Below are 25,023 nucleotides of genomic sequence, written 5' to 3'. Positions count from 1 at the left end.
CAGGGTGGCCACCGGGCAGCTGGAGATCGAGCGCAAGTTCGACGTCGACGAGCCGTTCGCGCTGCCGTCGTTCGACCACCTGCCGGAGGTCGCCGCCGTCGACCCGCCGGTCGAGCACGACCTCGAGGCCACCTACCACGACACCGTCGACCTGCGGCTCCTGCGCGGGCGGGTCACCCTACGCCGGCGCACCGGCGGCACCGACGCGGGCTGGCACCTGAAGCTGCCCGCGGGGTCGGCACGGCGCGAGCTGCACGCGCCGCTGGGCCGGGCGGTCAAGAACCCGCCGAAGGGCTTCCTCGCGCCGGTGGCGGGGCTGCTCCGCGGCGAGAAGACGGTGCGGGTGGCGAGCCTGCGCACGCGCCGGGTGGTCACGGTCCTCCGGGACGCGGCCGGCCGGGTGCTGGCCGAGGTGGCCGACGACACCGTGACGGCCACGGCGTTCGGCGCCGGCACCGACCGGCCCGCCGGGGTGCAGGCCTGGCGGGAGGTGGAGGTGGAGCTCGTCTCCGGCGACGAGGACCTCCTGGCCGCGGTGGCACAGTGCCTGGAGGACGCCGGCGCCCGCCCGTCGGCGTCGGCCTCCAAGGCCGGACGGGTGCTCGCCGCACGGCTGCCGGACGAGGCGCCGCCCGGGACGGCGAAGAAGGGGAAGAAGGGCGGGCCGACAGCCGGCGCATTCGTGGTCGGCGCCCTCCGCGAGCAGGTCGCCGCACTCCAGCAGGCCGACATCCTGCTCCGCACCGAGCAACCCGACGCCGTGCACCAGATGCGGATCGCCGCTCGCCGGCTGCGCAGCAGCCTGGCCGCGTTCCGCGACGTCCTGGACCGTGACGCCACCCGGCCGATCCGCGAGGAGCTGGCCTGGCTCGGCGCGGAGCTCTCCGGCGCGCGGGACGACGAGGTGGCGCTGGCCCACCTGCGGGAGCTGCTGGCCGCCGAGCCGCCGGAGCTGGTGCCGGGGCCGGTGGCCGCGCGGATCCAGCAGGCGGATCTCCAGGCGATGCGGGCCGGTCTCGACGCCGCCCTCGCCACGGTGGAGGACCACCGCTACGTCGCACTGCTGGACTCGCTGCACGACCTGCTCGGCGACCCGCCGCTGACGGTGCGCGGCACCGACGCCGCCGGACCGGTGCTCCGCAAGGCGGTGCGCCGGACCGTGCGGCGGCTGCGACGGCACCTCGAGAGCGCGGAACGGGCGTCCGACGACGACCGCCTGGAGGCGCTGCACGCCGTCCGCAAGGCGGCCAAGCGGGTCCGCTACGCGGCCGAGGCCGGCGGCGCCGGGTTGGAAGCAGTGGCGCCGTTGCTGCGCCCGGCCAAGCGCATGCAGAAGCTGCTCGGCGCGCTGCAGGACACGGTGGTCACCCGCGAGCAGTGCCGGCGGCTGGGGCTGGCCGCCTTCGCAGCAAGGGAGAACGCCTTCGCCTACGGCCGCCTGCACGCGCTCGAGCAGGCTCGCGCCGAGGCGGCCGAACGCAGGTTCTGGGAGAAGGAGCCGCGCCTGCGCAAGGCCCTGGAGCGCGCGTCGGGATAGCCGCCCCGGCCGCGCCTGGGACAGTGGGGGCGTGGCAGCGGACGGCGGACGGCGGTACGGGTGTCCCTGATCGGTCTGCTGGGTTTCGGGACCGTCGTCCTGCTCGCGATGTTCCTGCTGCACAGCTACCTGTGGTTCCGGCTGGTCCGCAGCACCACGCGCCCCGGGCGCGCCCGCCGACGGCTGACCTGGCTGACGGTCGCCCTGATGCTGCTGCCGGTGCTGGCGGTCGCGCTGCGCCGCACGCTGCCGCTGGATGTGGCGGCGCCCGTCGACTGGCTCGCCTTCAGCTGGCTCGGGATCGCCTTCTACGCCTTCCTGGCCCTGCTGGCGCTGGAGCCCATCCGTCTCGCGGGCCGGTTCTGGCTCGGCAGGACGGCACCGCAGCCGGTGCGCAGCGGTGCGCCGGGGACGACGGCGGGGGTCGGGTCCCCGGGCTCCGTGCCGGATCCGTCGCGGCGGCTCTTCCTCGCCCGGGGCCTCGCCGTCACGGCGGGCGCCGTCGCCCTCGGGACCGCCGGGACGGGCGCCTACTTCGCGAACTCCCCACCGGTGGTCCGGCGGATCCCCGTGACGCTCGCGGGGCTCGACCCTGCCCTCGACGGGCTGCGGATCGTCACCTTCTCCGACGCCCACCTGTCGGCCACCTACGGCGGCCGGCGCTTCGAACGGCTGGTGGAGCTGGTCAACGAGCAGCGTCCGGACGTCGTGGCGATCGTCGGCGACCTCGTGGACGGCAGTGTCTCCGAGCTGCGCGAGGAGGCGGCTCCGCTCGCCGACCTCGTCAGCGAGCAGGGCGTCTTCTTCGTCACCGGCAACCACGAGTACTTCGTGGACACGCAGGAGTGGATGCGGCACCTGCCCACCCTCGGCATCGACGTCCTGCGCAACGAGCGCGTGGCGATCCGGCGTGGCTCCGCCTCGTTCGACCTCGCCGGGGTCGACGACCGCACCGCGGAGCGGTCCGGGGTCCCCGGGCACGGGGCCGACATCGCCAAGGCGCTCGACGGCCAGGACGACGCCACGCCCGTCGTCCTGCTCGCCCACCAGCCGTGGATGATCGACCAGGCGCGGGCGGCCGGGGTCGGGCTGCAGCTGTCCGGTCACACCCACGGCGGACAGCTGTGGCCGTTCGACTACGCGATCCGGCTGGACCAGCCCGCGGTCGAGGGGCTCTCCCGGCACGGGGACACCCAGCTGTACGTGACGACCGGCGCCGGCTACTGGGGACCGGCGATGCGGGTGGGCGCCCGTCCGGAGGTCAGCGTCGTGGAGCTGCGCGCCCCCTGAACCGGATCATCGGCGTCGCAGGGCCTCGAGCGCCTCGAACGCCTCCTCGACGGCCGCCCCGATCTCCTTCTCGCCGTCGGAGTCCGCCCAGACCAGCACGCCGGCGGTGAACGCCGCGAGGTAGGCGTTGATGACGATCGCGTCGCTCGGACCGGCAGGCGCGCCGGACGGCCTCGGCAGCGCGTCGACGACCAGCGCGGCGGTCGCCCGCTCGAACTCCGCCGCCCGCCGGCGCAGTGACGGGGTGGTGGCGATGATGCGCCACCGCGCCAGTTGCGCCGTCATGTCCCACTGGGCGAAGAACGACGACACGGCGTGCCGCATGCGCTGCCCGATCGGCAGGTCGGCGGGCTGCGTGCTCAACAGTGCCGCGACGTCGTCCCCGCTCGGCAGCTGCATGACCAGGTGTTCCTTCGACGGGTAGTGCGCGTAGAAGGTCGGCACCGACACGCCCGCGCCCGCGGCGATCTGGCCGATGCTCACCTGGTCGAAGCCGTGTTCCTCGAACAGCGCGAGTGCGACGTCGTAGATCCGCTGATGGGTCGACTCCCACCGCCGGCTGCGCCAGTCCCCCGATCCGGTCACGCGCCGATCCTCCGTCCCCGTGCGGCCGTCACCGGCGGCGCCACACCCGCGGTCCCGGGCGGTGGCAGCCGGCATCATGCCTGGCCTACCCGGCGTTTCGCCGATCATCCGGGCCCAAGGTCCCGGCGCGGCGGGTCAGCGCCGCTCGAGCGCGTCGAACGCCTCGTCGACGATCTCCTCGAGCTTCCGCGTGCCGCCGCCGTCCGCCCAGGCGAGCAGGGCTGCGGTGTACGCGGACATGTACGCCAGCAGCGCCACCGAGTCACCGGGGGACAGTCGGGCACCCGGCTCCGTGGGGATCGCGTCGGCGATGACGTCACCGCTGGTCCGCTCGAACTCCGCCGCGCGGGTGCGGAGGGCGGGGGTTGCAGCGATGATCCGCCAGCGGATCAGGGCGTCGTCCCAGGCTCGAGGCGGCCACTGGGCGATCCAGCGGTGCAGGGCCCTGCGGAAGCGGTCCGGCAGCGGCTGGGCCGGCGGCTCCTCGGCGAGCAGTGCCGCGAACTCGCCGGTCACCGGCACCTGCATGATCAGGTGCTCCTTCGACGCGAAGTGGGCGTAGAAGGTCGGCACCGAGACGCCGGCACCCTTCGCGATCTGGCCGACGCTCACCCTGTCGAAGCCGTGCTCGCCGAACAACGCGAGCGCGACGTCGTAGAGCCGTTGGTGGGTCGCCTCGAAACGCCTGCTGCGCCAGTCCCCCGATTCGGTCGCCACGGGACGATCCTGCGCCGGAACGGGCCGATCCGCTGCACCGGTGGTCATGGGTGTCGGCTCAGCCGGTGAAGGCGTGGGTCTCGGCGAGCCGGGAGCGCGTCACGGTCTTCAACCGGGCGACCGCCTTGGCCAGCGGGACGAGCTCGATGTCGGTGCCCCGCAGGGCGACCATCCGGCCGTGGTCGCCCTCGTGCGCGGCGACCGTGGCGTGCAGGCCGAACCGGGTGGCGAGGACGCGGTCGAACGACGTCGGCGTGCCGCCGCGCTGGACGTGACCGAGGACCGTGGTGCGCACCTCCTTGCCGGTGCGCCGCTCCAGCTCCTCGCCGAGCTGCTGGGCCACCCCGGTGAAGCGGCGGTGGCCGAACTCGTCGACGCCGCCGTCGCGCAGCGGCATGGTGCCCGGCAGTGGGGTGGCGCCCTCGGCGACGACGCCGATCACGTGGGAGTCGCCCCGGTCGAACCGGGCGGTGACCAGGCGACACACCTCGTCGACGTCGAACGGCTGCTCTGGGACGAGGGTGATGTGCGCGCCCGAGGCCAGGCCCGCGTGCAGCGCGATCCAGCCGGCGTGCCGGCCCATCACCTCGACCAGCAGGACCCGCTGGTGCGACTCGGCGGTGGTGTGCAGCCGGTCGATCATCTCCGTGGCGATGCTGACCGCGGTGTCGAACCCGAAGGTCAGGTCGGTCTCGTCGATGTCGTTGTCGATCGTCTTCGGGATGCCGACGACGGGGACGCCGGCCTCCGAGAGCAGGTGCGCGGCGGTGAGCGTGCCCTCGCCGCCGATCGGGATCAGGACGTCGACGCCGTGCCGGGCCAGGACGCCCTTCATCTGGGCGATGCCCGCGTCGAGCCGCTCGGGGGCGACACGGGCCGAGCCCAACGTCGTGCCGCCGCGGGTCAGCAGGCCGTCGACGGCGGCGACGTCGAGCGGCGTCGTCCGGTCCTCCAGGAGGCCGCGCCAGCCGTCGCGGAAGCCCAGCACCTCGCTGCCGTAGTGGTTGGTGGCGGTGCGGACGACGGAGCGAATGACGGCGTTGAGGCCGGGGCAGTCGCCCCCGCCGGTGAGGACACCGATGCGCACGGAGTGGCTCCCTAGATGGACGAAACCCGACCATACGTCATGACGTCCTGATGTTTCCCGCGCGCGAGCCGTGTTGCCGCGGATGCGACGTACCGCACGTGACGTCCCATACGACATGACGTCCAGACGTCTTGCCCTCCAGTACCTTTGGCCACGTGGTGAGCCCCGTAACCGGTCCGAAGTACCTGTCGGTCCGCGAGCACCTCCGGCGCCGGGTCGCCGCGCTGCCCGAGCACACCCTGCTGCCGCCCGAGCCGGTGCTCTGCGCTGAGTACGGGGTCAGCCGGATCACCCTGCGGCGGGCCGTCGACGGGCTGGTCGCCGACGGGCACCTCGTCCGCGAGCAGGGCCGCGGCACCTACGTGACACGGCCGGCGATCCGGCACGAGTACCGCGAGAGCTTCGTGCACCGCATCGCCGGGTTCAGCTCGGTGATGAGCGAGCAGGGTGCGCAGGTGGGCACGAAGGTGCTCACCCAGCGGATCGTGCCCGCGCCGTCGACCGTGGCCGCCGAGCTCTCCCTCGACGGTGCGGCGGACGTCGTCGAGCTCGAGCGCCTGCGCAGCCTGGACGGCGAGCCGAACCACGTCGCGCACAGCTTCCTGCCCGCCGATCGGTACGCCGGTGCGGTCGAGGCCGACTTCAGCGAGGGTTCCCTCTACGACTTCCTGCGGCGGGAGTACCAGGCCGATCTCGCCACCGCCCGGATCGTCGTCGACGTCGGCACGGCGGCTCCCGACGAGGCGGACCTGCTGCGGGTGGTGGCCGGGTCACCCCTGCTCGTCGTCCGCACGACGGTCCGGGACAGCAGCGGGCACCCGCTCGTGCACAGCTTCTCCCGGCTGCGGCCCGACGTCAGCCAGGTCGAGTTCGAGGTCTCGGTGACCGGCCGCTGATGAGCACGACCACGGCGACCGGCGTGCGCGAGGTCCCCCAGCCGCGGGCGGAGGTCTGGCGGGCCCTCGCCGTCCTCGAGCCCTACTGCTCGGTCTGCGACGTCTCCTACGTCGTGGCCGCCGGGGCGTCCCCGGGCGTCGGGACGACGTTCGTCTGCGCTCCCGGCCGGCTCGACGGGGCGGCGCCGAAGGCAGGCGCACCACGGGGCGAGATCGTCGACTGGGCCCCGCCGCGCGTGGTCGCCACCCGGCTGGAGCTGACGCCGGAGGTGTGGACGACCCGTATCGAGCTCGCCGACACGGCCGGAGGGGGGACGCGGGTGACCATGACCATCACCCACGAGCCCACCACGGGTGGCCGGATGCTCCGCCGGCTGCAGCGGGTGGCGCTGCGCAGGTTGGTGCAGCGCACGGTGGACGCCGAGCTGGAGAAGGTGCCGGCGCACCTGGCCCGCGCCGGCGGGTGACCCCGATAGGGGGAACGGTGCTTCGATGATCGTCCGGGGGGTACGGAGGTTCGTCGTGCACCGGTGCGGCGCCCGGCGAGTGCCGGGACGGGGGCTGCGCCGGACTGACGAAGGAGAATGCAGTGATCATTCAGATCCTGGGGCTGATCCTCATCGGCGCCGTCATCGGCGTGCTGGCGCGGGTACTGCGCCCCGGTAAGCAGCACATGAGCATGCTCGCGACCGTCGGGCTCGGCATCGTCGGCGCGATCATCGGTGGCCTGATCGGCAGCCTCTTCAACGACGAGACCGGCATCTTCGAGCTCAACGTGCTCGGCTTCATCATCGCCGTCGTCGCCGCGTTCCTGCTGGTGGGCGTCGCCGAGGGCCTGTCGGGCCGCGGCAACCGCGCGGTCCGCTGATCCCGGCCCGGGGGACCCGGTGCGCCCCGAGCCGCGAGCGGCTCAGAGCTCGACCGAGTCCCCCGGGGCCAGCCGGCTGTAGGGCGTGGGTGTGCCCGGTCCGCGCTCGCCCAGCAGACCGCCGAGGACGTTGAGGCCCGTGTCGCTGAGCAGTCCGTCGTGGACGGCGAAGGCCTGGTCGGCCTGCACCGCCCGCACGTAGTCGATGACGTCGGCCGCCCGCGACCACGGGGCGTGGACCGGCAGCAGCAGCGTCGCGACCGGCTCCTCCGGGACGGTCAGGGCGTCGCCGGGGTGGAATACCTGGCCGCCCACCAGGAACCCGATGTTGGCGATCCGCGGGACGTCGGGGTGGATCTCCGCGTGCAGCTCCCCGTGCACCGTGACGTCGAAGCCCGCGACCGATACCGCGTCGCCGTCGCCCACCACGTGCACCCGCCCGCCCAGCCCCTCCAGCTGGGCCGCCACGGACTTGTTGGTCCACACCTGGAGCGCCGGATCGGCCTCGAGCGCTGCCCGGATCCGGTCCGGCACGAAGTGGTCGGGATGCTCGTGGGTGATCAGCACCGCCGTCGCGGCGTCCAGCGCGGCCGGCTCGGTGAACGCACCCGGGTCGATGACGAGCCTTCGCTCTCCGTCGCTGAGGACGACGCACGCGTGCCCGTGCTTGGTCAGCTCCATGGCAGGCATCCTGCCCGGCGCCGGCCGGCGGTGCTCCGCTGGCCGGGATCCCCCGTCCGGGGAGGCCGTCGCCTCGGCCCGTAACACCCGGGCGGCGTCCTGCCGAATGCCTGCACATGACCGTGCAGACGCTGCCCACCACCGCCACCGTCGTCGCCGCCCGCAGCCGTGCCCACGGCCCGACCGCGGCCATGTGGCACGCCGTCGAGATGCACCGGCCGCCGGCCGAGGTGGACGGCGCCTGCGAGCTGACGCTCTGCGGGTCGCTGGCCCGCGTCTCGACGGACCAGGCGTGGCCGGTCGCCGCCCGCGACGTCTGCCCTGCCTGCACCGTCCTGTCGCGCTAGCGGTACCCCAGACGCCCTGTCGCCGGGTGGGGGAGCTCGCCCCGACGGCAGGTGCACACGTCACGGTCGGCGCGCCTGCCTCAGCGGCCGGTGAACTCCGGTGCCCGCTTGGCCAGGAACGCCTCGACCGCCTCGGTGTGGTCCGCGGTCTGCCCGAGCTCCGTCTGCAGCCGGGCCTCGAGGGCCAAGGTCTCCTCGAGCGTGTCCGTGGCGGCGGTGGCCAGCACCGTCTTGACCGCCCGATAGGCGGCCGTCGGCCCGTGCGCCAGCCGGCTGGCCAGAGCGAACGCCTCCGCGTGGACCTGCTCGGGCGGAACGACACGGTGGACCAGACCCCACTCCTCGGCCTTCTCGGCCGGGAAGGGCTCGGGCAGCAGCAGGAGCTGAGCCGCCCGTGAGGCACCGACGGTGTGCACCAGCCGGGCCGCCAGCGCCGAGTCGCTGGACAGCCCGATGCCGGTGAACGCCGTGGTGAACTTGGCGCCGGCCGCCGCGACCCGCAGGTCGCCGGCCAGTGCGATGCCCAGTCCGGCCCCCGCGCAGGCGCCGTTGATGCCGACCACCACCGGCACCCGCAGTGCGGCCAACGCCAGCACCAGCGGGTTGTACTCGTCCTCCACCACCGAGAGGGAGCGGGCGGCGTCACCGCGCAGCGACTCCACGTGCTCGGCGAGGTCCTGTCCCACGCAGAAGGCCCGCCCCGTACCGGTCAGCAGCACCGCGCGCACGTTCTCGTCGTCGGCGATCGCCTGCACGGCGGCGAGCAGGTCGCCGCGCGTCGCGTGCGACAACCCGGGCCGTCGCAGCGTGAGCGTGGCGACGTCGTCGGCGTCCTCCCGGGTCACTGTGCTCGTTGCGTCGGACATCGTCGTCCTGCCTCTCGGGTCGGTCCTGGAGGCAACCCTGTCATGGCGTCGGGAGCGCGCTGCATGCGCCGTGGCTGTGACCGATCCACCACGTATCGCAGCCGCCACGCCGGAGTGGTGCCGCACGGCCGGCGGCTCCTGTCGCCCGTCGGCGGCACGCGGACCGCCGGCATGTGTAGCGGCGGCCGCAAATGGACACGGAGCACGGGGGCCCGACGGACGCCCCTGGGCGGCGACGAGGCGGCCCACAGCCTGCCGACCGGAGATTCGAGGAGTGACCCACCGTGGTGGAACCAGGACGACGGTGCCTGGGCGACCGCTACGAACTGCACCAGCTGATCGCCTCCGGCGGCATGGGCCAGGTCTGGCAGGGACATGACATCGCCCTGCACCGCCCGGTCGCCGTCAAGGTCCTTCGCAGCGAGTACACCGGTGACCCGACGTTCCTCGCCCGCTTCCGGGCCGAGGCCCAGCACGCCGCATCGCTGAGCCACCCCAACATCGCCGCCGTCTTCGACTACGGCGAGGAGATCGCCCAGGACGGCACGGGGGAGACCCTCGCCTATCTCGTCATGGAGCTCGTGGACGGTGAACCCCTGTCCGCGCTGCTCGCGCGCGAGGGTGCGCTGTCCACCGAGACCACGCTCTCGCTGCTGCGGCAGACCGCCTTCGCCCTCGGCGAGGCGCACCGGGCGGGCATGGTGCACCGCGACGTGAAGCCGGGCAACGTCCTGGTCCGTCCCGACGGCAGTGTCAAGATCACCGACTTCGGTATCGCCCACTCGGCCAGGAGCGTCGCGCTCACCCGGACCGGTCAGGTCATCGGAACGCCTCAGTACCTCTCCCCGGAGCAGGCCGAGGGACGCCCGGCCACGCCGGCCAGTGATGTCTACGCCCTGGGTCTGATCGGCTACGAGTGCCTCGTGGGGCGCCCCGCCTTCGAGGGCGACAACCCCGTCACCATCGCGCTCATGCAGGTCCGGCAGGAGCCCGAGCCGCTGCCCGGTGAACTGCCCGAGGACGTGCGCGAGCTGATCTGCCGGGCGCTGGTCAAGGACGCCGACGAGCGCTACGCCGACGGCGACGCCTTCGTCGCGGCCATCGATGCCATCCGGGCCGGTCGACCACTGCCGGCCGCCACCACCCGCGCCGTCCCCGCCGCGGTGGTTCCCCCGCCGCGCACCGATGCCGCGGACACCCGTGCGGTCAGCCGCCCTCCGCGGGACCCGCGCCGCGGGCGGATCGCCATGGTCCTGCTGCCGCTGCTCGGGTTGCTCGCCGGAGCCGGCATCGCCGTGGCGCTGGTCCAGGCGCTCACCGACTCGTCCCCCGGTGCGCCGGCCAATGCCGCCGAGCAGCGGGACGCAGGTTCCATCGTGCTCGACGCCGCGGACTTCGTCGGCGACCCGGTCGGGGAGGTCGCGGAGCGGCTGACGGCCCTGGGGCTGGACGTCGAACTCCGCTCGGAACGCCGTGCCGACGCCGTTCCGGACAGGGTCACGGCCGTGGAGCCCGACGGCGAGCCGCTGTCGCCCGGCGACACCGTCGTGGTCACCTACGCCATCGGGCCGAGCGGCGTCGAGGGCGGCGGCGAGGGTTCCTCCGGTGGCGCGGGGGTGACCGGTGCGGCCGTCGGCGGGTCGGCCACGACCGGCGGCGGCCCGACCGAGGACAGTGCCGGTGGGCCGACCGAGGGAGCCGCCGACGACGGGGCGGCGCAGCCCACCGACGGCGCGGCCGAGGAGACGCTGCCCGCCACGCCGACCGACTCCGAGACACAGGCGCCGGAGACCAGCACGCCGAGCGAGCCAGCCACCGAGTCCCCGACCACCACGACGCCGGCTCCGTCGACGAGCGCGGGGACGTCGTCGGCCCCGGCGACGTCCGACACCGCGACCGGGTGACACCCCCGCTCTCGGGAGGGATGCTCCCTGCCGTCGGGGGACGCTTCGTCCCATGACCGCAGCGGCGCCCGCCCTGCTCGGGAACCGATACGAACTGTGCGAGCTCCTGGCCACCGGTGGCATGGGGCAGGTGTGGCGGGCGCGGGACGTCCTGCTGAGCCGCGAGGTCGCCGTGAAGGTGCTGCGCAGCGAGTTCACCGGCGATCCCACGTTCGTCGCCCGCTTCCGGGCGGAGGCGCAGCACGCCGCCGTCCTCGCGCACCGCAACATCGCCACGGTGCACGACTACGGCGAGGCGCCGGCCGGCCCGGAGGAGGTCGCCTACCTGGTGATGGAACTCGTCCACGGTGAGGCGCTGTCGGACCTGCTGGCCCGCGAGGGGCGGCTCGACGTCGAGCGCACCCTGGACGTCCTGCGGCAGACCGCCGCCGCGCTGGCCGCCGCTCACCGGGCAGGCGTGGTGCACCGCGACGTGAAGCCGGGCAACGTCCTGGTCGGCGTCGACGGCGTCGTCACGATCACCGACTTCGGCATCGCCTGGTCGGCGTCCAGCGTGCCGTTGACGAAGACCGGGCAGGTGGTCGGCACCGCGCACTACCTCTCACCGGAGCAGGCGGCCGGTGGCAAGGCGACCTCGGCCAGCGACGTCTACGCGCTCGGGTTGATCGGCTACGAGTGCCTGGCCGGTCGGCGCGCCTTCGACGGGGAGAACCCCGTCCAGATCGCCCTGCGACAGCTCCGCGAGGTGCCCGGCCCGCTCCCGGCGGACGTTCCCGAGAACCTCCGCCGGCTGATCGAGCGGGCCCTGGTCAAGGACCCGACCCGACGGTTCCCCGACGGCGCGGCGTTCCGGGACGCCGTGGACGACGTCCGGGCCGGCCGGATGCTGCCTCGCGCACCCCGGGACGGCGGCACCCACCTGCTGCCCGCCGTCGGCCGGGCGGCGACCGTGCGTCGCCGCCCGCTGCTCGTCCCGGCCCTGGCCCTCCTCGCGGGGGCGGGGATCGCGGTCGCGGCGTCCCACGTCCTGGGCTCACCTCCTGCTGCGCCGGCCGTCGCGACGGAGACGGGCCCGACGACGCCGGCTGCGGTCCTCCTCGCCGCGGGGGACCACGTCGGCCGGCCCGTCGGCGAGGTCCAGGCGGCGCTCGCCGCGCTGGGCCTCGCGGTCGAGCTGATCGCCGTCGAGACGGCCGGCTCCCCGCCGGGGACCGTCACCGGCATCACGCCGGTCGGCGCCGTGGCCGTGGGTGAGCGCATCGCGGTGTCGTACGCCGTCGCCCCGCCGGTCCCCGCCCCGCCGTCCGCCCCGGCGTCGGTCCCCACGGAGGTCGCCGCTGCCGTGCCGGAGCGACCGGCGGGGGAGACGGCTGCCGGCGGCACGGCGGAGGACGAGGCGAAGGGCACGGCGAAGGGCACGGCGAAGGCCACGGCGAAGGACAGGGCGAAGGGCAGGGGTGGGAGCGACGAGGGCAGCGGCGGCAGGGGTCGGGGGAACGGCCCCTGAGCCGGGCGGCTCGTCCGCAGCGGCGACCCCGCGGCATGGCAGTATCGGCGATGACCCGGGACTGCCGGGTCCCACCACGAGCAGCCGGGCGGACGACGACGTGAGCGAGGTGCCGGGCGACCGGTCGTCCGGCGAGCCGCTCCCGACCGACTACGCGGCGATCTTCCGGGCCATGCCGACGCCCTACCTGGTGATGACGCCCGACCTGGTCATCGCCGACGCCAATCCCGCCTACCTCCGCACGACCGGCCGTTCCCTCGAGGAGCTCGTCGGCCGCCCCGTGTTCGAGGCCTTCCCGGGCAACCCGAACGACTCCGATCCCGACGGCGGGGCGGGGAAGATCAGGGCCAGCTTCGAGCGCGCCCTGAGCACGGGCCGCATCGACACCATGGAGCTGCAGGAGTACGACATCCCCGACGGCCGGGGCGGGTTCGACAAGCGCTTCTGGAGCCTGATCAGCATCCCCGTGCTGGACGCGACCGGCGGTCGCCGCTACGTCATCCAGCGGGCCGAGGACATCACCGACTACGTCCTCGCCCAGCGCACCGGAGGCGAGAACGGCAGCCGCGACGCCGAGTGGCGTCGTCGCGTGCTGGAGGTCGAGTCCGACCTGCACACCCGCGCGCTGGAGCTGGCGGCCTCGCGCGAGGCGGAAGTGGCGACGGCCCGCCGGCTGGCGGCGCTGGCCGGTGTGGCGCTGGACCTGGCCTCCGCCGAGACCATCGACGACCTCGTCCGCATCATCACCGAGGGCGGGCTGGAGGCACTGGGGGCCCATGGGGCCGCGATGGGCGTCCGCGAGGGCGTCGACGGGCTCCGGCTGGTGCGCACCGGTGGCTTCGCGCAGGGACGGGGCCGGTACGGCGACCTGCCCCTGACCTCGCCGCTGCCGGCCACCGTGGCCGCCCGCAGCGGCCGCACCGTCGTCCTGCCCGACCGCGCGGCGGGCATCGTGTTCGCGAAGGAGAACGCCGACGTCTTCGCCTCCACCGGTACCGAGGCGTGCGTCGCGCTGCCCCTGCAGGCCGGTGCCCGCGTCCTGGGGTCGCTCACGGTCGGCTGGTCGCAGCGGCGGGCCTTCACGTCGCAGGACGTCGAGCTGCTCGAGGCCTTCGCCGCGCAGTGCGCGCAGGTGCTCGACCGCATCCAGACCCGCCAGGCCGAGCAGGCGGCGAACGCGGCGGTGCGTGGCATGGCCGAGGCGCTGCAGCGCAGTCTGCTGACCGAGCCGCCGGAGCTGGCTGACCTCGAGATCGCCGTGCGCTACGTGCCGGCGGCCGAGCAGGCCCAGGTCGGCGGTGACTGGTACGACGCGTTCCTCGTCGCCGACGGCAGCACGATGCTGGTCATCGGCGACGTCTCCGGGCACGACCGCCACGCGGCGGCGGCCATGGCGCAGGTGCGCAACGTCCTGCGCGGTGTCGCGCACAGCCAGCCGGAGTCACCCGCGCGCGTGCTGAGCGCGCTGGACCACGCGCTCGGCGATCTCGCCGTCGACACGCTCGCCACCGCCGTGCTGGCCCGGGTTGGACGGGTCGCGGACGGGCACCTGCTGCGGTGGTCGAACGCCGGCCACCCGCCACCGCTCCTGCTGGGGTCCGACGGCGCGGTCACGCTCCTGGAGCGGGAGCCGAACCGGCTGCTCGGCGTCGAAGCGGACGCTCGGCGGGAGGAGCACTCCACGCCACTGCCCGCGGGGGCGACGCTGCTGCTCTACACCGACGGGCTGATCGAGCGCCGGGGAGCGACCCTCGACGCCGGCCTCGCGTGGCTGATCGACGCGCTGGCCGGCATGCAGCAGGTGCCTCTCGACGAGCTCTGCGACCGGTTGCTCGCCGTGCTGCCCCGGGCGCTGGACGACGACGTGGCGCTGCTGGCCCTGCGGTCGGCGGGCTGACCAGCTCAGGACCTGCGGCGCGGTCCGATCCAGAGGGCACCGCCCAGCGCAGCGAGTGACGCGGTGAGCACGAAACCCCGGTCGCTGGCGACGACGGGCAGCACGACGAGCAGCCAGAAGACGGCGAGGCCGACGAGCCCGCCCGCGGCCAGCCGCCAGGCGGGCCCGGACCGGTCCCGGTCGCCGCCCCGGTAGAAGGCCGCGAAGACGAGGACGCCCACGAGCACGCACACGGTGGCGAACCCGGACCAGAGGGGAACGGTCCGCCAGTAGGAGTCCTCGCCGAAACCCGCGATCAGGCCGAGTTCGAGCAGCGCCAGGCTCAGCACGACCAACCCCAGCCCGAGGACCGCCGCACGGTCCTGCGGAGTCCGCTCGCGCGGGGTCCGCTCCTTGCGCCGGCGTCCGGTGGCCGCCTCGTCCGCGTCCAGCAGGGTGTCCGGCCAGACCGGGGAGGCCTCCTGGGCGGCAGCGGGAGGTGCGGCAGCGGGAGGTGCGGCGGCGGGAGGTGCGTGCTGCGGGGCAGGCGCCGGCTGGGGAGGCGGCGGTGTCGCGTGCGCCGCGGTGCGCGGGGGTGGCGGGGTGCCCACCCCGGGCAAGCCCGGCACGAAGTCGACCGGCCCGGTGGGCTGCGCTGCCTCCATCGGCCCGGGCGCGGGCGGAACCGGCGCCGGGGTGGTCGCGCCCGGGTGCGGCGGCAGGCTCTGCACCGCGGTGGCACCCGTCGTGGGCTTGACGACCGGAATCTCCCGGGTGGACGACTGCGACGGTCCCGTGTCCACGGGCGGCTCCGGTTCGGACGGCGTGCTCACGGGTCCTCCTTGCGCGCTCCGGCGGCCCTCGGATCGGACCTCATCGCCCCAGCACCGTAACGGCGGTGACGGATGAGCCGGTCGAGGCGCGCCCTCGACGGGTGACCGGACGGACGCCGCCCTAGGGTCGGCCGCGTGGGAACGCGCGCCGGCATCGTCGTGACCGGGACCGAGGTGCTCACCGGGCGGGTCGCCGACCGCAACGGCCCGTGGCTGGCCGAGCGACTGCGGCTGCTCGGCGTCGACCTCGGCCACGTCGTCGTCGTGGGCGACCGCCCGGAGGACCTGCAGGCCGCACTGGTTTTCCTCGCCGGCACCGGGGTCGACCTGATCATCACCTCCGGTGGGCTCGGTCCCACCGCCGACGACCTGACGGCGGAGGTCGTGGCCGCGTTCCAGGGGCGCCCCACGGCCCTCGATCCCGAGCTCGAGGGGCGGATCGGCGAGATCGCCGAGCGGCTCACGGCCCGTCGCGGCTGGCGTGCCGATCCGGCGGCGACGGCGGCCGGCGTCCGCAAGCAGGCGCACGTGCCCGTAGGCGCCACGGTGCTGGAGCCGGTGGGCACGGCGCCCGGCCTGGTCGTCCCCCCGGCCGAGGGCCGGTCCGGACCGACGGTCGTGGTCCTGCCGGGCCCTCCCGGGGAGCTGCAGGGCATGTGGCCGGCGGCCGTGGCCGCCGCGGCGACTCAGGCGGCCGTCGCGGGCCGCACGGAGCTGCGGCAGGAGACGGTGCGGCTCTGGGGCACGCTCGAGGCGCAGCTGGCCGCGACCATGCGGGAGCACGAGGCGGAGCTGGCCGACCTCGAGATCACCACCTGCCTGCGGGACGGCGAACTCGAGATCGTCACCCGGTTCGCGCCCGAGGCGCAGACCGCGTATGACCGGTTCGGCGCCGTGCTGGCCGACGTCTACGGCTCGACGCTCTTCTCGACCGGCCCGACCCTCGACGAACTCGTGGCGCGGGGCTTCGCAGATCGGGAGCTGACCGTCGCGACGGCCGAGTCGTGCACCGGCGGTCTGCTGGCGGCCCGGCTGACCGAGCGGCCGGGCTCGTCGGCGTGGGTGCTCGGCGGGATCACGGCGTACGCCAACTCCGCCAAGGAGCTGCTGCTCGACGTCCCTGGCGAGGTGCTCGAGCGGCACGGCGCGGTGAGCTCCGAGGTGGCCGCCGCCCTGGCCGACGGTGCCCGCGCGCGGTTCGGCGCCGACATCGGCGTCGGTATCACCGGCGTCGCCGGTCCGGGCGGAGGTACGCCGGAGAAACCGGTCGGCACCGTGCACGTGTGCGTCTCCGGCCCGGACGGACGCGAGGCGAGGCACCTGCGCCTGCCGGGGGACCGGGCGACCGTGCGGGAACGATCCGTCACGATGGCGATGCACCTGCTCCGTGCGGTGCTGGTGGGCGGGCCGCCGGCCTGATCCCGCGGGCTCACGGCGTGATGGTGACCTCCGTGAACGGCAGGAGCGGCTCGATCTGCGGGAAGACGACGAAGAGCAGCAGTGCGGAGACGGCCAGCACCAGCACCAGGGCGCTGAGGACCTTGGCCGGCAGGTGGCCGGGCAGATGCCGCCAGATCCAGCTGTACACGAGTTTCCTCCCGGTCGGTCGTACGGCCCCCGTCAGCCGTTCAGCGCCGACGGTCCGTCGGGGGCGGTGGCCTTGCTCAACGGCGCCCCGTCGAGCGCCGCGTGGATGATCAGCCGCTGCTGCGCCGAGTACTTGGGGTGACAGGTCGTCAGGGTGAGGTAGGCGCCGCTCGCCGGCTCGTCGGCCGTGCCGCCGGGGGTCGGCGAGATGACTGCCACGTCGGTCGGATGCACGATCCGGCGTCCCGGGATCCCGCTCGGATCGGTGGAGAAGTCGCCCGTGGTGGGGTCGCCCAGCACCCGGTAGGTGAACCAGTGCCCCTCGGTCTCCACCACGATGGGATCGCCTGGCCGCAGCGTGTCCAGGTCGAGGAACGGGGCGCCATGACCGACGCGGTGGCCGGCGACGGCGAAGTTGCCCTGTTCGCCGGGCATCGCCGTGCCGATGTAGTGACCCGGTCCCTGAGCCAGTTCGACCTGGGAGACGCCCTCGACGACGACCCGCGCGTACTCCTCTCCCAGCGCGGGGACGTGCAGGATCGAGAAGGGCTGGCCGACCGCGACGTCGATCGCCGGCGGCGCCGGTTCCGGAGCCGCGGCGGGCGCCTGGGTCGGTGCCCCGGCGGCGGGCGCCGGCGGCGCCGCGGGCTGCTCGACGGTGGGCGCGGAGGCCCACTGCTCCTGGATCTCCTCGGCGAGCTGCTGCTGCTCCCGGGCCGCGAGCACGTCGGTGAACCACAACTGGTACGCCACGAACAGCAGCACGACGAACCCGACCGTGAGCAGCGTCTGACCCACTCCGCGGGCGAGCGTGCGGGCGAGATCCCCGGTGCGCCGGGCAGCCGGCCGCTCCTCGCCGTCCGACGAGGCGGCGCGGGTGGTGTCGGGGTGCACTGCGGTGCTCACGGTTCCCCTGTCGTTCGGCGTGCCCGGCGTCCGGGATCGGTCGGTCGGTTTCCTCCGACGGTGACGAGCGCCCGTCTGCCGGGGACTGCTTCCCGGCAGACGGGGCCCGCAGGTGGTGCCCGGCCCGCCGCCCGCTGTGGTCCGGACGGCGGGCCGGTGGTTCAGACGGTCTTCTTGCAGTAGTCCCCGCGAACGCCCTTCGAGTGGGCCTTCTGGTGGACGGTGGTGGTGGCGTGTGCCGTGGCGGTCTGGTGCGCTCCGCCCTTGATCGACACGTTGCCGCTGTTGCGGACGTCGCCGCCGTTGGCCTGCTGCTTCACGTAGACGTCACCGGTGTCCACCACGAAGCCGCCTTCCTCGTACTCCGCACCGCTGGTGCTGAACGGAGCGAAGAAGCCGAAGAAGATGATGGCGCCGGTGTTGACGAAGGCCTCGTTGCTGCCGCCGTCGCCGCCCGTGACGTAGGTCGTGACCGTCGTCGAGTTGTAGTTGCTGGCGGAGGCCTCGTTGTTGCTGACGTTGAGGTTGTAGGCCCCGTCGCCGTGGCCCTTCGAGTGGGCCTTCTGGTGGACGGTGGTGGTGGCGTGTGCCGTGGCGGTCTGGTGCGCTCCGCCCTTGATCGACACGTTGCCGCTGTTGTGGACGTCACCGCCGTTGGCCTGCTGCTTCAGCCAGACGTCACCGGTCTCCACCACGAAGCCGCCTTCCTCGTACTCCCCGCCGCTGCTCGCCAGCGGACCGAAGAAGCCGAAGAAGATGATGGCCCCGGTATTCACCTCGGCGCTGTTGTAGCCGCCGTCACCTCCTGCGACGTAGGTCGTGACCGTCGTCGAGTTGTAGTTGCTGGCGGAGGCCTCGTTGTTGCTGACGTTGAGGTTGTAGGCCCCGTCGCCGTGGCCCTTCGAACGGGCCTTCTGGTGGACGGCGGTGTCGGCGTGCGCCGTGGCGGTCTGGTGCGCTCCGCCCTTGATCGACACGTTGCCGCTGTTGTGGACGTCGCCGCCGTTGGCCTGCTGCTTCAGGTGGACGTCACCTGTCGTCACCTCGACACCGCCGCCCTCGTGTCCCGGTGAGCCGCTGGTCGTGGCCGCGAGGTCACGACCAAAGCCGAGATCGAGGATGAGGCCGGTGTTGACCGCGGCGGAGTTGACCCCGCCGTTGCCGCCCCGGACGTCGGTGCTGACCGTGGTCGTGTTCGTGTTGCTGGCCGACGCCTGGTTGTTGCTCGTGTTGGCGTTGCCCGCCCCGCCGCCGTGGTTCTTGGACGCGGCGGTCTGGTGGACCGTGGTGTCCGCAGTGGCGGTGGCGGTCTGCTTCGGGCCGCCGGAGACGTGCACGTTGCCGCTGCCGCTCACGCTGCCGCCGTTGGCCTGCTGCGAGACCTTGACGTCACCCGTCTTCACGGCCACCCCACCACCGCCTCCGCCGTTGGGCGGAGGAGCGGAGCTGGTCGAGGCGGTGCTCGCCGGCGCCGTCATGATGCCGCCGCCGCCGACGATGGCTCCGGTGTTGACCGCCGCGGAGTTGGTGCCGCCGCTGCCGCCCTCGACGCTGGTCGTGACCGTCGTGGTGTTGGAGTTGGTGGCCGACGCCTCGTTGTTGCTCGTGTTGGCGTTGCCCGCTCCCTCGTCGGCGCCGGCAACGGCTTGGCCGAGGAAGAAGAGCCCCCCTGCCATTCCGGCTACGACGAGAGCGTTCCTCGCTGTGCGTTTCATGTGTTCCCCCTGGAACGGTTGTGCGTCGCCCGAGCCCTGAGAAGTGAGGCGACGCTCTGGTGGTGCGGTCGCCGGGGATACCGGGCCGGTCTCCCCGACCGGGTGCCGGCCCGCCGCCCGGAGTGGTCCGGGCGGCGGACCGACGGTTCAGACCGTCGCCGTCTCGCGGCGGCGGCCGGCCATGGTGAGCGCGCCGCCCGCGCCGAGGGCCAGCAGGCCCAGGGTCAGGCCGAGGGAGCTGTCCTCACCGGTGGCTCCGGTGTAGGCCAGCTGACCGCTCGGCTGGGCGGAGCTGTGCTTCGGCGCGTGGTACGTCGGAGCGTGGTAGCTCGGAGCGATGGGCTTCTTGGGCGGAGTCACCGTCTCCTTGGGGCAGTCGTGGCCGTCACCGGGCTTGGCGCCGGGCTTGTCACCGGGCTTGGCGCCGGGCTTGTCGCCGGGCTTGGGGCCGGGCTTGGGGCCGGGCTTGGGGCCGTGGCCGTGGCCGTCCTTGTCACCGATGCTGACGTTGCCGCTGTTGGTGACGTTGCCGCCGTTGGCCTCCTGGTGCACGTAGACGTCACCGGTCTTGATGTTGAAGTAGCAGGTGGAGCCCTCGGGGCAGTTGAAGGTGACGCCGATCAGGCCGGTGTTGATCTCGACCCAGTTGCTTCCGCCGTCGCCGCCCTCGATGTCGGTCACGACCGTCGTGCTGTTGGAGTTGTTGGCCGACGACTCGTTGTTGCTGGAGTTGGCGTTGCCGGCGCCGTCGCCGCCGCCCATGTAGCTGGCGGAGGAGTTGCCGTTCTGCGAGCCGCCCTCGGAGGTCGCCGTCTGGTGCACGGCGGTGGTGGCGGTGGCGGTGGCGGTCTGGTTCGGGCCGCCGGAGACGTGCGCGTTGCCGCTGCCGCTGACGTTGCCGCCGTTGGCCTCCTGCACGACCTTGACGTCGCCGGTCTCGAGGTCGAGGGCGACCTCGCTGCCGCCGTTGGGCTCCTCGTACTCGGTGGAGGTCAGCTCCGGCAGCGGCTGACCCTGCGGGCCGCCTTCGATGATGCCGGTGTTGACCGACGCGGAGTTCGAGCCCCCGTCGCCGCCCTCGACGTCGGTCACGACCGTCGTGGTGTTGGAGTTGTTGGCCGACGACTCGTTGTTGCTGGAGTTGGCGTTGCCGGCACCGTCGCCCGAGGTGCTGGTCGACTCCTGGATGACCTCGGTGCCGGACTCGGCACCGGCGGCCTGCTCGTCGGCGCTGGCCACCGCCTGGCCGAGGAACAGCATGCCCCCGGCCATTCCGGCGATCGCGAGACCGTTTCTCACGGTTCGTCTCATCGTTGTTCTCCCTGGAACGGTTGCGTGCCGCCGAGCCCTGAGAAGTGAGGCGACACGCTGGTGAATGGGTGATGTGGTCGATGTGGCTGCCGGTCCGCCGCCCGGAGTGGTCCGGGCGGCGGACCGACGGTTCAGACCGTCGCCGTCTCGCGGCGGCGGCCGGCCATGGTGAGTGCGCCGCCCGCGCCGAGGGCCAGCAGGCCCAGGGTCAGGCCGAGGGAGCTGTCCTCACCGGTGGCTCCGGTGTAGGCCAGCTGACCGCTCGGCTGGGCGGAGCTGTGCTTCGGGGCGTGGTAGGTCGGAGCGATGGGCTTCTTGGGCGGAGTCACCGTCTCCTTGGGGCAGTCGTGGCCGTCACCGGGCTTGTCACCGGGCTTGGCGCCGGGCTTGGCGCCGGGCTTGTCGCCGGGCTTGGGGCCGGGCTTGGGGCCGGGCTTGGGGCCGTGGCCGTGGCCGTCCTTGTCACCGATGCTGACGTTGCCGCTGTTGGTGACGTTGCCGCCGTTGGCCTCCTGGTGCACGTAGACGTCACCGGTCTTGATGTTGAAGTAGCAGGTGGAGCCCTCGGGGCAGTTGAAGGTGACGCCGATCAGGCCGGTGTTGATCTCGACCCAGTTGCTTCCGCCGTCGCCGCCCTCGATGTCGGTCACGACCGTCGTGGTGTTGGAGTTGTTGGCCGACGACTCGTTGTTGCTGGAGTTGGCGTTGCCGGCGCCGTCGCCGCCGCCCATGTAGCTGGCGGAGGAGTTGCCGTTCTGCGAGCCGCCCTCGGAGGTCGCCGTCTGGTGCACGGCGGTGGTGGCGGTGGCGGTGGCGGTCTGGTTCGGGCCGCCGGAGACGTGCGCGTTGCCGCTGCCGCTGACGTTGCCGCCGTTGGCCTCCTGCACGACCTTGACGTCGCCGGTCTCGAGGTCGAGGGCGACCTCGCTGCCGCCGTTGGGCTCCTCGTACTCGGTGGAGGTCCGGCTGATGCCGCCGTCCTCGATGATGCCGGTGTTGACCGACGCGGAGTTCGAGCCCCCGTCGCCGCCCTCGACGTCGGTCACGACCGTCGTGGTGTTGGAGTTGTTGGCCGACGACTCGTTGTTGCTGGAGTTGGCGTTGCCGGCACCGTCGCCCGAGGTGCTGGTCGACTCCTGGATGACCTCGGTGCCGGACTCGGCACCGGCGGCCTGCTCGTCGGCGCTGGCCACCGCCTGGCCGAGGAACAGCATGCCCCCGGCCATTCCGGCGATCGCGAGACCGTTTCTCACGGTTCGTCTCATCGTTCCTGTCCTTATGATTGGAGGCGCGTCATCGAGCCCTGAGAAGTGAGATGACGCGCTGGTGAATGGGTGGTGAGCGGGGCGGCTGCGCAGCCAGTCGTGATGTGCCCCCGTGGCACACCCTGGGACGGGCGCAGGCCGCTGTAGCGGCGGCGGCGTCAGTCCGGCCGGGTCGCGGGGTCGGCGGTCGTGGTGACCACCGACCCCGCCGCCTGGGCCGTGCGCGCGGCGGCGTTCGGTGCGAAGAAGAAGTCGGCCGGGTCGCCCAGTGCGGCGCCGACGGGGGCGGATCCCTTCGAAGAGCCCTGGCCGAGACCCGGACCGCCGCAACCGGAGGACCCACCGGCGATGCTCGTCGTCGGTGGCGCCGGGACCGTGGGCGGCGCGTCGTCGGACTGCGTGTGCCGCGCGCCCGCGGCGGAGATCGTGCTGGCCGGCGCCGGCTCGACGCCGGTGACCTGCACGACGTCGGACGACCGGTCGACCGTGGCGTCCCCCGACTGCTGCGAGGAGGTACCTGCGGCCGGCGATCCTCCCGTGACGGCCGTGACGGCCGTCGTGGCCGCCGGAGCCGCCGTGGCACACGGCACGGTCGGGTCCGTGGCGCTGACCGGCGCGGCCACGAGGGCGGTCTCCGCCACGACGGGCTGGCACACCGTCCCGTCGGCCGCCTGGGGGTCACCGCCGACCGTCGTGACGCAGGTCGACTGCGACGTGCCGTCGGTGGTCTCGACCTGCGCGCTCCCGACCTGCGTGATTCCGACCTCGGTGGTCGCGGTCTGCGTGGTTTCGGCCTTCGTGTCCTCGACCTTCGTCGCGGTCGTCGTCGTGCTGCTCGTCGCGGTCGTGCCGTCGGCCGTCGCTGCTCCGTCGTCGGCCGGCGTGCCGGCGCCCTCCGCGCCGGAGGCAGCGGCCTGACCCTGCGCGTCGCCGGCAGCCGGGGTCGAGCTCGCGCTCGTCGCGGTGCTGGCCGTCCCGGTGCTGGAGCTCGTGGTGCTGGAACTCGTGGTGCTGGAACTCGTGGTGCTCGAACTCGAGGTGCTCGCGGTGCTGCTCGCGTCGGTGGTCGACGTCGTCGAGGCGGTGCCCGGATCGCTGCCGGACGTGGTGGTACCGGCCCCCGAACCCCCTGGTGACGCCGAAGACGACGCTGCGGGTGAACTCTGGCTCGCCGTGGCGGCCTCATCGGCGTGCGCCGCGGAGTCGAGGGCCAGCGCCATGCCGGCATAGACGCCGGCGCCCAGGAAGAGCGCTGCGACGGTGCGGGGGAGCCAGGACGCGCGGGTGTGGCACGGCTGTCCGCCGTCCCTGATCACCACGGTCCCCACGGCGGCGGACGTTAGGAACGGATCCGTCTCATGACTACCGAAACGTGAGTGAACAAAAAGGCTGTGCGGCGTGTCACACCGCATCACCCGATCGGGGCATTGCGGACAGTGACGAAAAACGGCCCGGCTCAGCGCCGGATCCCGCCGCCTCCCCGGGCGGATGACCATGGAACTCGATCGGGTGATGTCTCCGGCGCACCCGCGAGGTCGTACCGTCCGTGACATGACGGGCACGCACGAGGTGACCAACCAGGTCCCGCCGCTGATCGGCCACGACCCGATCGCCGGCGACACGGTCCTCGCGGAGGCCTGCGTCCGGCACGCCGACGAGGCCGCCCTGGCCTCGTTGGCGGAGCTCGGCCGGCTGGCCGGCGGCGAGCAGGCCCAGGAGTGGGGCCGGCTGGCCGACGAGAACCCGCCGAAGCTGCGCACCCACGACAGGTTCGGGCACCGGATCGAGGAGGTGGAGTTCCACCCGGCGTGGCACGAGCTGATGCGCACGTCGGTCGAGCACGGCCTCGCCGGCGCCCCGTGGACCGATCCCGGCCCCCACGCCCACGTGCGCCGGGCGGTCGGGTACTTCGGCTGGACGCAGAACGAGATGGGCCACGGCTGCCCGATCACGATGACCTACGCCGCCGTCCCCGCACTCCGCGGTACGCCCGCCCTGGCTGCGCGTTTCGAGCCGGGCCTGACCGCGCGGGAGTACGCGTTCGGGCTGGCCGAACCCACCGGCAAGCCCGGGCTGATCGCGGGCATGGGCATGACCGAGAAGCAGGGCGGGTCCGACGTCCGCGCAAACACGACGCGCGCCGTTCCGCAGGCGGACGGGAGCTACCTCCTGACCGGCCACAAGTGGTTCACCTCGGCGCCGATGAGCGACCTGTTCCTCGTGCTGGCCCAGCTCGAGGAGGGTGTCTCGTGCTTCGCCGTCCCCCGGGTGCTCCCCGACGGGTCGCGCAACGTCCTCCGGCTGCAGCGGCTCAAGGACAAGCTCGGCGACCGCTCGAACGCCTCCAGCGAGGTCGAGTTCGACGGGACGACGGGCTGGCTGGTGGGGGAGCCCGGCCGGGGTGTGCCCGCGATCATCGAGATGGTCAACACGACGCGGCTGGACTGCGTGCTGGGCTCGGCGGCGACGGTCCGGGCCGCGCTCACCCAGGGTGTGCACCACGCCCGGCACCGCCGGGCGTTCGGAGCCCTGCTGGCCGATCAGCCGCTCATGCAGAACGTGCTCGCCGACCTGGCCGTCGAGAGCGAGGCGGCCACCGCTCTGGCGATCCGCCTCGCTGCCGCGCTGGACGCCGGGGAGGGGGCGTTCCTACGCCTCGCCGGGGCCGCGGCGAAGTTCTGGGTCTGCAAGCGGACGCCGGGCGTCGTCGCCGAGGCGATGGAGGTGCTCGGCGGCAACGGGTACGTCGAGGAGTCGGGGCTGCCGCGGCTCTACCGCCAGGCGCCGCTGAACTCGATCTGGGAGGGGTCGGGCAACGTCATCGCCCTCGACGTGCTGCGGGCGATGGGCCGCTCGTCGGAGTCGCTGGCCGCCGTCTCCGCCGAGATCGAGCTCGCGCGGGGAGTCGACGGCCGGTTCGACGACGCGGTGAAGCGGCTGCACGCCGAGCTCGGCGACCCCGAGGCGCTGCCCTTCCGGGCTCGCCGCGTGGCCGGTCTGCTGGCTCTGTGCCTGCAGGGTTCCCTGCTGCTGCGGTACGCCCCCGCTGCGGTCGCGGATGTGTTCTGCGCCACACGGCTGGGGGGTGACTGGGCTGCTGTGCTGGGCACACTCCCGGCAGGTCCGGCCGTCGGCAAGATCGTCGAAAGAGCCTCGATCAGGCCTGTCTGATCACCGGTGCGAACTACTACCCTCGTTGTAGTTCACCGGCCCTCGTCATGGCTGACGGGTCAGTGCCGACATCC

At 73.5% G+C, this 25,023-nt stretch carries 25 protein-coding genes; 13 read left to right on the top strand and 12 right to left on the bottom strand.

Annotation, left to right across the window (positions count from 1 at the left end):
- The first annotated feature begins 4 nt into the window (after positions 1 to 4).
- Both MVA48_RS16095 and MVA48_RS16090 read left to right on the top strand, forming a co-directional pair.
- A complete protein-coding gene (locus MVA48_RS16095) occupies positions 5 to 1,537 on the top strand; it encodes a CYTH and CHAD domain-containing protein (protein ID WP_246981704.1) in 1,533 nt (510 codons plus the stop codon).
- 60 nt (positions 1,538 to 1,597) lie between these two features.
- Positions 1,598 to 2,827: a metallophosphoesterase gene (locus tag MVA48_RS16090; protein ID WP_246981703.1), complete on the top strand. Its 1,230-nt coding sequence runs from the start codon at positions 1,598 to 1,600 to the stop codon at positions 2,825 to 2,827.
- A 6-nt stretch (positions 2,828 to 2,833) separates the two neighbouring features.
- On the opposite strand, the gene MVA48_RS16085 is transcribed toward MVA48_RS16090, so the two are convergent.
- The 3 genes from MVA48_RS16085 to MVA48_RS16075 form a co-directional block, all read right to left on the bottom strand.
- Positions 2,834 to 3,412 carry a TetR/AcrR family transcriptional regulator gene (locus tag MVA48_RS16085; RefSeq protein ID WP_246981702.1) on the bottom strand — a complete coding sequence of 193 codons (579 nt, stop codon included), beginning with the start codon at positions 3,410 to 3,412 and terminating at the stop codon, positions 2,834 to 2,836.
- 135 nt (positions 3,413 to 3,547) lie between these two features.
- Positions 3,548 to 4,129 carry a TetR/AcrR family transcriptional regulator gene (locus MVA48_RS16080; RefSeq protein WP_246981701.1) on the bottom strand — a complete coding sequence of 194 codons (582 nt, stop codon included), beginning with the start codon at positions 4,127 to 4,129 and terminating at the stop codon, positions 3,548 to 3,550.
- A 58-nt stretch (positions 4,130 to 4,187) separates the two neighbouring features.
- Entirely contained in the window at positions 4,188 to 5,216 is a 1,029-nt protein-coding gene (locus MVA48_RS16075; RefSeq protein WP_246981700.1) for an ATP-dependent 6-phosphofructokinase, read from the bottom strand.
- A gap of 155 nt (positions 5,217 to 5,371) precedes the next feature.
- Between MVA48_RS16075 and MVA48_RS16070 the strand changes: the two genes are divergently transcribed.
- The 3 genes from MVA48_RS16070 to MVA48_RS16060 all read left to right on the top strand — a co-directional run bounded on the left by MVA48_RS16070 (position 5,372) and on the right by MVA48_RS16060 (position 6,980).
- Positions 5,372 to 6,112, top strand: a complete 741-nt coding sequence (locus MVA48_RS16070; protein WP_246981699.1) for a GntR family transcriptional regulator — start codon at positions 5,372 to 5,374, stop codon at positions 6,110 to 6,112.
- Entirely contained in the window at positions 6,112 to 6,579 is a 468-nt protein-coding gene (locus MVA48_RS16065; protein ID WP_246981698.1) for an SRPBCC family protein, read from the top strand. The genes MVA48_RS16070 and MVA48_RS16065 overlap by 1 nt, the downstream gene beginning before the upstream one ends.
- A gap of 122 nt (positions 6,580 to 6,701) precedes the next feature.
- A complete protein-coding gene (locus MVA48_RS16060; protein WP_246981697.1) occupies positions 6,702 to 6,980 on the top strand; it encodes a GlsB/YeaQ/YmgE family stress response membrane protein in 279 nt (92 codons plus the stop codon).
- 42 nt (positions 6,981 to 7,022) lie between these two features.
- Here the strand turns inward: MVA48_RS16060 and MVA48_RS16055 are convergent, their stop codons facing one another.
- Complete coding sequence (locus MVA48_RS16055) at positions 7,023 to 7,661, bottom strand: MBL fold metallo-hydrolase (protein ID WP_246981696.1); 639 nt, start codon at positions 7,659 to 7,661, stop codon at positions 7,023 to 7,025.
- A 116-nt stretch (positions 7,662 to 7,777) separates the two neighbouring features.
- Here MVA48_RS16055 and MVA48_RS16050 point away from each other — a divergent pair, with 116 nt between their 5' ends.
- Positions 7,778 to 8,008 carry a hypothetical protein gene (locus MVA48_RS16050; protein WP_246981695.1) on the top strand — a complete coding sequence of 77 codons (231 nt, stop codon included), beginning with the start codon at positions 7,778 to 7,780 and terminating at the stop codon, positions 8,006 to 8,008.
- 80 nt (positions 8,009 to 8,088) lie between these two features.
- Here the strand turns inward: MVA48_RS16050 and MVA48_RS16045 are convergent, their stop codons facing one another.
- Positions 8,089 to 8,853 carry an enoyl-CoA hydratase-related protein gene (locus MVA48_RS16045; RefSeq protein WP_246981694.1) on the bottom strand — a complete coding sequence of 255 codons (765 nt, stop codon included), beginning with the start codon at positions 8,851 to 8,853 and terminating at the stop codon, positions 8,089 to 8,091.
- Positions 8,854 to 9,158: 305 nt separating this feature from the next.
- Between MVA48_RS16045 and MVA48_RS16040 the strand changes: the two genes are divergently transcribed.
- From MVA48_RS16040 to MVA48_RS16030, 3 genes are all read left to right on the top strand, one after another.
- Positions 9,159 to 10,778 carry a protein kinase domain-containing protein gene (locus MVA48_RS16040; RefSeq protein WP_246981693.1) on the top strand — a complete coding sequence of 540 codons (1,620 nt, stop codon included), beginning with the start codon at positions 9,159 to 9,161 and terminating at the stop codon, positions 10,776 to 10,778.
- A 52-nt stretch (positions 10,779 to 10,830) separates the two neighbouring features.
- Complete coding sequence (locus tag MVA48_RS16035; RefSeq protein ID WP_246981692.1) at positions 10,831 to 12,285, top strand: serine/threonine-protein kinase; 1,455 nt, start codon at positions 10,831 to 10,833, stop codon at positions 12,283 to 12,285.
- 100 nt (positions 12,286 to 12,385) lie between these two features.
- A complete protein-coding gene (locus MVA48_RS16030) occupies positions 12,386 to 14,182 on the top strand; it encodes a SpoIIE family protein phosphatase (protein ID WP_246981691.1) in 1,797 nt (598 codons plus the stop codon).
- Positions 14,183 to 14,187: 5 nt separating this feature from the next.
- Here the strand turns inward: MVA48_RS16030 and MVA48_RS16025 are convergent, their stop codons facing one another.
- A complete protein-coding gene (locus MVA48_RS16025) occupies positions 14,188 to 14,994 on the bottom strand; it encodes a hypothetical protein (protein ID WP_246981690.1) in 807 nt (268 codons plus the stop codon).
- A gap of 135 nt (positions 14,995 to 15,129) precedes the next feature.
- On the opposite strand from MVA48_RS16025, the gene MVA48_RS16020 reads away from it, so the two are divergent.
- On the top strand, positions 15,130 to 16,413 hold the full coding sequence (locus MVA48_RS16020) for a competence/damage-inducible protein A (protein ID WP_246981689.1): 1,284 nt from the start codon (positions 15,130 to 15,132) through the stop codon (positions 16,411 to 16,413).
- Between the two features lie 10 nt (positions 16,414 to 16,423).
- Here MVA48_RS16020 and MVA48_RS16015 read toward each other — a convergent pair whose 3' ends face one another.
- From MVA48_RS16015 to MVA48_RS15990, 6 genes are all read right to left on the bottom strand, one after another.
- Positions 16,424 to 16,582: a hypothetical protein gene (locus MVA48_RS16015; RefSeq protein WP_246981688.1), complete on the bottom strand. Its 159-nt coding sequence runs from the start codon at positions 16,580 to 16,582 to the stop codon at positions 16,424 to 16,426.
- Positions 16,583 to 16,614: 32 nt separating this feature from the next.
- Positions 16,615 to 17,487, bottom strand: coding sequence for a class E sortase (locus MVA48_RS16010; RefSeq protein ID WP_246981687.1), 873 nt, complete (start codon positions 17,485 to 17,487; stop codon positions 16,615 to 16,617).
- A 161-nt stretch (positions 17,488 to 17,648) separates the two neighbouring features.
- Positions 17,649 to 19,163, bottom strand: a complete 1,515-nt coding sequence (locus MVA48_RS16005; protein ID WP_246981686.1) for a hypothetical protein — start codon at positions 19,161 to 19,163, stop codon at positions 17,649 to 17,651.
- A 186-nt stretch (positions 19,164 to 19,349) separates the two neighbouring features.
- On the bottom strand, positions 19,350 to 20,501 hold the full coding sequence (locus MVA48_RS16000; RefSeq protein ID WP_246981685.1) for a hypothetical protein: 1,152 nt from the start codon (positions 20,499 to 20,501) through the stop codon (positions 19,350 to 19,352).
- Between the two features lie 143 nt (positions 20,502 to 20,644).
- Complete coding sequence (locus tag MVA48_RS15995) at positions 20,645 to 21,766, bottom strand: hypothetical protein (protein ID WP_246981684.1); 1,122 nt, start codon at positions 21,764 to 21,766, stop codon at positions 20,645 to 20,647.
- Between the two features lie 170 nt (positions 21,767 to 21,936).
- Positions 21,937 to 22,242, bottom strand: a complete 306-nt coding sequence (locus MVA48_RS15990) for a hypothetical protein (RefSeq protein WP_246981683.1) — start codon at positions 22,240 to 22,242, stop codon at positions 21,937 to 21,939.
- A gap of 73 nt (positions 22,243 to 22,315) precedes the next feature.
- Here MVA48_RS15990 and MVA48_RS15985 point away from each other — a divergent pair, with 73 nt between their 5' ends.
- The 3 genes from MVA48_RS15985 (at position 22,316) to MVA48_RS15975 (ending at position 24,949) form a co-directional block, all read left to right on the top strand.
- A complete protein-coding gene (locus tag MVA48_RS15985; RefSeq protein WP_246981682.1) occupies positions 22,316 to 22,696 on the top strand; it encodes a hypothetical protein in 381 nt (126 codons plus the stop codon).
- Positions 22,697 to 22,756: 60 nt separating this feature from the next.
- Positions 22,757 to 23,008 carry a hypothetical protein gene (locus MVA48_RS15980; protein WP_246981681.1) on the top strand — a complete coding sequence of 84 codons (252 nt, stop codon included), beginning with the start codon at positions 22,757 to 22,759 and terminating at the stop codon, positions 23,006 to 23,008.
- A gap of 321 nt (positions 23,009 to 23,329) precedes the next feature.
- The gene (locus MVA48_RS15975) at positions 23,330 to 24,949 is read left to right on the top strand and encodes an acyl-CoA dehydrogenase family protein (protein ID WP_246981680.1); all 1,620 of its coding nucleotides are present in this window, start codon (positions 23,330 to 23,332) and stop codon (positions 24,947 to 24,949) included.
- Positions 24,950 to 25,023 lie beyond the last annotated feature (74 nt).

The sequence above is a fragment of the Blastococcus sp. PRF04-17 genome (genome assembly GCF_023016265.1).
Lineage (GTDB): Bacteria > Actinomycetota > Actinomycetes > Mycobacteriales > Geodermatophilaceae > Blastococcus_B.
This window is presented reverse-complemented; position numbering and strand designations above follow the sequence as displayed.